Here is a 4,746-nt window from a genome sequence, read left to right as displayed (position 1 = left end):
CTGATTAAATTCAGCCAATATAGCCATTAACTTGGGTTCAACCTCTCCGGCTAACCCTTTCATGCTTTCATAATCCATTCTTAATGCTCACTCATCATTCAACTGGGGGATTGGCTGCTTGTGCGATAAACCAATGCACCACTTTGGTGACGCCATCACCTAAAATAAATCTTAAGCGGTGCATGTCTATCGTACACCGCAAAAGCTTCAAAACCCTGTATTAAAAGGCGGCAGTTACGCATAGGCGTAACATTCCTTTTGTTGCGACAAAATATCTTCAAAGCAGCGTGATATAAGCCTGTTAGCCTTGAACTCACAGATTGTCCCTTGGTTACAACGCTTTAATCTAGGCAAGCCAACTCTGCGATTCGGGCTCAATCCAAGTTTTTGGACACCAGTCACTACCTTGATTGCGGCTCAAGGGATAACCGATACATGGATTCACGGCCTTTCTATATTTGAAATGCTAGATTGAACGTTGCTGAAACTGATGCCAATCCGCTCAGTTCATTTCAATTTGTGTGGGGAATCTAATGCATAAATTTCATGGCGTCATTCGGAAAATTTTGCCCCGAATCACGGTTATCACTCTGTTGACCTTGGTCAGTGCTTGCGGTGACAAACCGACCAGCCCTTCTCTTTCCCCTGCGCCATCTCCACAAACTTCTCAGCCTCCAGCTCCGCAACCTGAGAAAACATTCCTCTGGCAAATTAAATCGTCTAAGAATACCGTTTATCTCTTAGGTTCAATTCACCTATTGAAGAAATCAGATTATCCCTTAGCCCAACAGATCAATGACGCCTATGAGGATGCTGAAAAATTAGTGTTTGAGGTCGATCTAGGTGAACTGGAGTCTAGCAAAACGCAATCCATTGTCCTTGAGAAAGCGACGGCTCAAGACGGCAAAACCCTCAAAGACAGACTTACACCGGAGACCTATCAGTTAGCCAAAAACACTGCATCAGAAATAGGATTGCCCATCGAGGCTTTTTCGGGTTTCAAGCCTTGGTTTTTTTCTTTGACCTTAGTCACGTTGAAGCTACAACGATTAGAGTTTGATCCTGAACATGGCGTTGATCAGTACTTTTTCAAGAAAGCAGTCAAAGATGGCAAAGAAACCCTCGCGTTGGAAACGATTGAAGATCAATTCAATCTCTTTGATAGTTTTTCCCAAGGGGATCAAGAGCAGTACATTCGCCAAACAATTGATGAATTAGATACTTTAGAAACTTCGTTTCAAGAGATGGTCACCTCTTGGAAGTCTGGGGATGACAAAACGTTAGAGGCTTTACTGCTGAAAAGCTTTAAAGATTATCCAGAATTGGAAGACCAAATTTTTGGGGCTCGTAATCGCAAATGGATGACCGTCATTGAACCTCTGCTACAAAAAGAGGATGACTATTTGATTGTGGTTGGGGCAGGACATTTAGTGGGAAAAGACAGCGTTCTCAAGCTTTTGCAAGCCAAAGGTCATAAACCGACACGCCTCTAATGCAGAATCCAGAATGATGGTTCAGTTAAAGCCCACTTAACCCATAATCTTGATACATTGGATTAGGAAAGCTATAAGGCTTTCCTCAGGTATTGTGGGCTTTTTGAGGTGTGGCGTGACCCTAACGGTAGCGGATGTCGATATCACTCGTTATATCGATCACACCCTTCTCGAGCCGCTGGCATCAGAGGATGCGATCGCAACCCTCTGTGACCAAGCGATTCGGTTTGAATTCCCGGCGGTTTGTGTCTATCCAATTCATGTTAAAACCGCCGTCAACCGCCTCCATCAATATTCGCCACAGGTTTGTACCGTCATTGGGTTTCCCAGTGGGGCGACTACATCTGCCGTCAAACTCTATGAGGCACAAGAGGCTGTAGATCAGGGGGCGACAGAGCTAGATGTTGTTATTAATATCGGTTGGTTGAAAGCTGGAGGCATCGATGCTGTTCACCAAGAACTCGCTAAGATTTGCGCGACTACTGGCCAAACTGTGAAAGCGATTCTGGAAACCACTTTACTGACCGATGCCGAAAAACGATTAGCCGCAGAAGTTAGTCTGGATGCGGGCGTTGACTTTCTGAAAACAAGTACAGGATGGCACGGCGGAGCCACCCCTGCTGATATAAGATTATTAGCAACGGTCGCTCGCGATCGCGTGGGCATCAAAGCCTCAGGAGGAATTCGCACCCTTGAGCAAGCCTTAGCGCTGATTTCTGCAGGAGCCAACCGTTTGGGAACATCCCGAGGGGTAGACCTTGTGCGGATGGCGATGGCTGAAATAGAGTCCCCGGAACCGTCAGGACCTGGCTAGTTCTGTTCTCGTAATATCCACCTCAGGATGTTTGAATCAGGACAAGCTAACGTCAAGGCCCACTTACTCCCGTCAAAGGTTTTATCGAGCCCGGTAGGCCATGAGTCGAACCTACAAAGCCACAGGAATCAACCTAAAAAGTATGCCGCTTGGGGAAGCGGATCGTCTGCTGACCATTTTGACCCGTGAACAGGGTCTAGTGCGGGCGGTGGCGCCAGGATGTCGCAAACCCAAATCGAAATTGGGTGGCCGTAGCGCTTTATTTGTCGTGAATGATCTGATGCTGGTGCAGGGACGGTCCCTCGATAAAATTGCCCAAGCTGAAACCCTAGAATCCTACCCTGGGTTAAGCCAAAACTTAGCGAAGCTGACCACCAGCCAATATCTGGCCGAGCTGACGCTTTATCAAGCGTTGAGTGGACAGCCTCAAACAGAGCTATGGGACTTATTGTGTCAACAGCTGACTCAGCTGCAAAGGGCGACCCCCGTGCAAATTCCTTGCTGCCTGATTCACGGCACCTTGCAACTATTAGCTTGGGCAGGCATTGCGCCTCAAGTCCATGCCTGTTGTTTGACCCATGAACCTTTAGACCCCCCGATCACTAACCCGACCTGGCGCGTGGGATTCAGCGCTAGCGCAGGCGGTGCCGTGACCCTGACAGGACTACCTCGGCCCCATACCGCCATTCAAAAAGCAGCAGAGCATGCTTCTACCTATACTGCCGCGACAGAACATCGGGTGCAGGGCAAACTATCGGCCCCAGAACTGGCGTTGCTCCAAGACCTCAACCCCGCTGAAATTCAACCGACTTCTCCCTTGCCGTTTCCTCTGATAGCAGCTTATCCGTTGTCTGTTTGGCAAGGCGTGGAGTCTGTCCTTCGCCACTATGCCGAAGCCTATTTTGATCGTCCGATTCGCTCTGCTGCGCTCATTGATATCTGCTTTACCACTCTGCCCGACCTCACCTCCGTGCCTTCATGACCCAAGTACATGACCCCAAACGCAACTTGACCTCGTCCCCCCGTTCTGCGGGTAAACCGAGTTCGTCTAAATCCTCTGGCCCGTCTTCTAAATCTACTGCCATATCCCCCCCTCCCACCCCTGAAGTGACTGTAGCTCCAGTCGTTGAGGAGCCGGATGAGCAGGGCTATTGGCCTGTCTTGCGCAATCAGAATTTTACGTTGATGTGGTTGGGCCAAGTCTTCTCTCAAATGGCTGACAAAGTCTATTTGGTATTGATTATTGCCCTGATTACCAGTCAATTTAAGGCTCCTGACCAATCGGTCAGCGTGTGGGTGTCCTCCATTATGATTGCCTTCACCATTCCGGCCGTACTGTTTGGCTCAATTGCTGGCGTATATGTGGATCGGTGGTCGAAAAAGTGGGTTTTAGTCCTCACTAATGGTCTCCGAGGTGCCCTAGTCCTCAGTCTCCCGCCCCTACTGTGGGCCTGTGGTCAGCAACCGGGTTGGTTTCAGATTCCCTTGGGATTTTGGGTGTTATTGGGAGTGACGTTCTTGGTCTCTACCCTCACACAATTTTTCGCGCCGGCAGAGCAATCGGCGATTCCCTTGATTGTGGAGAAGCCTCACTTGTTAAGTGCAAACTCCCTCTACACCCTAACGATGCTTTTGGCGTTGATTGGTGGGTTTGCTGCAGGAGAGCCTTTATTGGAAATTGTCGGCGGGTATTTCTCCGATCTCGGTTGGGACGCTGGACGAGAATTAGTCGTTGGGGGCAGCTATGAGATCGCAGGTTTGCTACTCCTATTTCTACGAACGGGAGAAACGGCTGCCAATCGTTCCACGGGCGATAGTCACGTCTGGGCTGATATCAAAGAGGGACTGCAATACCTAAATGAACATCGACGGGTGCGCACGGCCCTCATTCAATTGGTGATTTTATTCTCTGTGTTTGCCGCCCTCGCCGTTCTGGTGGTGCGACTCGCAGAAATCTTGCCCGGCATTAAAACCTCTCAGTTTGGGTTCTTGCTGGCGACTGGTGGGATTGGCATGGCGATTAGCGCCACCGTTCTCGGGTCCATTGGCCAAAAGTTGCCCCGACATCGGTTGAGTTTCTACGGGTCCATGGGGATGGCTGCCATGCTAGGGGGCTTAGCCTTTACCACCCAATCCTTGTGGATCTCTCTGATATTAATGGTCGGCTTGGGAGCGGCTGCCGCCCTAATTGGCGTTCCCATGCAAACCACGATCCAAGAAAAAACGCCAGAAGAGATGCGGGGCAAGGTGTTTGGCCTGCAAAATAATGCCAGCAATATCGCCCTCAGTTTGCCCTTAGCCCTAGCAGGCTTGGCCGAAACCTTCTTCGGATTACAAACCGTTTTACTAGGGTTGGCAGGGATTGTTGTGATCGGGGGGCTCTTATCCTGGTATATTGCCGATACCAGCTCATCTGTATCAGATGATGCAAACCCCTCA

4 protein-coding genes are annotated in these 4,746 nt (G+C 49.4%); all 4 read left to right on the top strand.

The features are described from left to right. Nucleotides 1-533 precede the first annotated feature (533 nt). Entirely contained in the window at nt 534-1,493 is a 960-nt protein-coding gene (locus tag Q0991_RS16150; RefSeq protein WP_299490122.1) for a TraB/GumN family protein, read from the top strand. A gap of 115 nt (nt 1,494-1,608) precedes the next feature. Continuing rightward, on the top strand, nt 1,609-2,307 hold the full coding sequence (gene deoC, locus Q0991_RS16145) for a deoxyribose-phosphate aldolase (protein ID WP_299490120.1): 699 nt from the start codon (nt 1,609-1,611) through the stop codon (nt 2,305-2,307). A 100-nt stretch (nt 2,308-2,407) separates the two neighbouring features. Continuing rightward, nucleotides 2,408-3,289 (top strand): DNA repair protein RecO, encoded by an 882-nt coding sequence (gene recO, locus Q0991_RS16140; protein ID WP_299490118.1) that lies wholly within the window; start codon nt 2,408-2,410, stop codon nt 3,287-3,289. Next, on the top strand, nt 3,286-4,746 hold a 1,461-nt coding region (locus tag Q0991_RS16135; RefSeq protein ID WP_299490116.1), incomplete at its 3' end, for an MFS transporter. The genes recO and Q0991_RS16135, both read left to right, overlap by 4 nt.

It is taken from the genome of Acaryochloris sp. IP29b_bin.137 (genome assembly GCF_028285745.1).
GTDB lineage: Bacteria > Cyanobacteriota > Cyanobacteriia > Thermosynechococcales > Thermosynechococcaceae > Acaryochloris.
The sequence above is the reverse complement of the archived record's forward strand: the minus strand, read 5'-3'. Positions and strand labels throughout refer to the sequence as shown.

What these genes read in the sequence shown, in the direction of transcription:
- Q0991_RS16150 (WP_299490122.1), top strand. Translation starts at nt 534, where the DNA reads ATGCATAAATTTCATGGCGTCATTCGGAAAATTTTGCCCCGAATCACG.
- recO (WP_299490118.1), top strand. Translation starts at nt 2,408, where the DNA reads ATGAGTCGAACCTACAAAGCCACAGGAATCAACCTAAAAAGTATGCCG.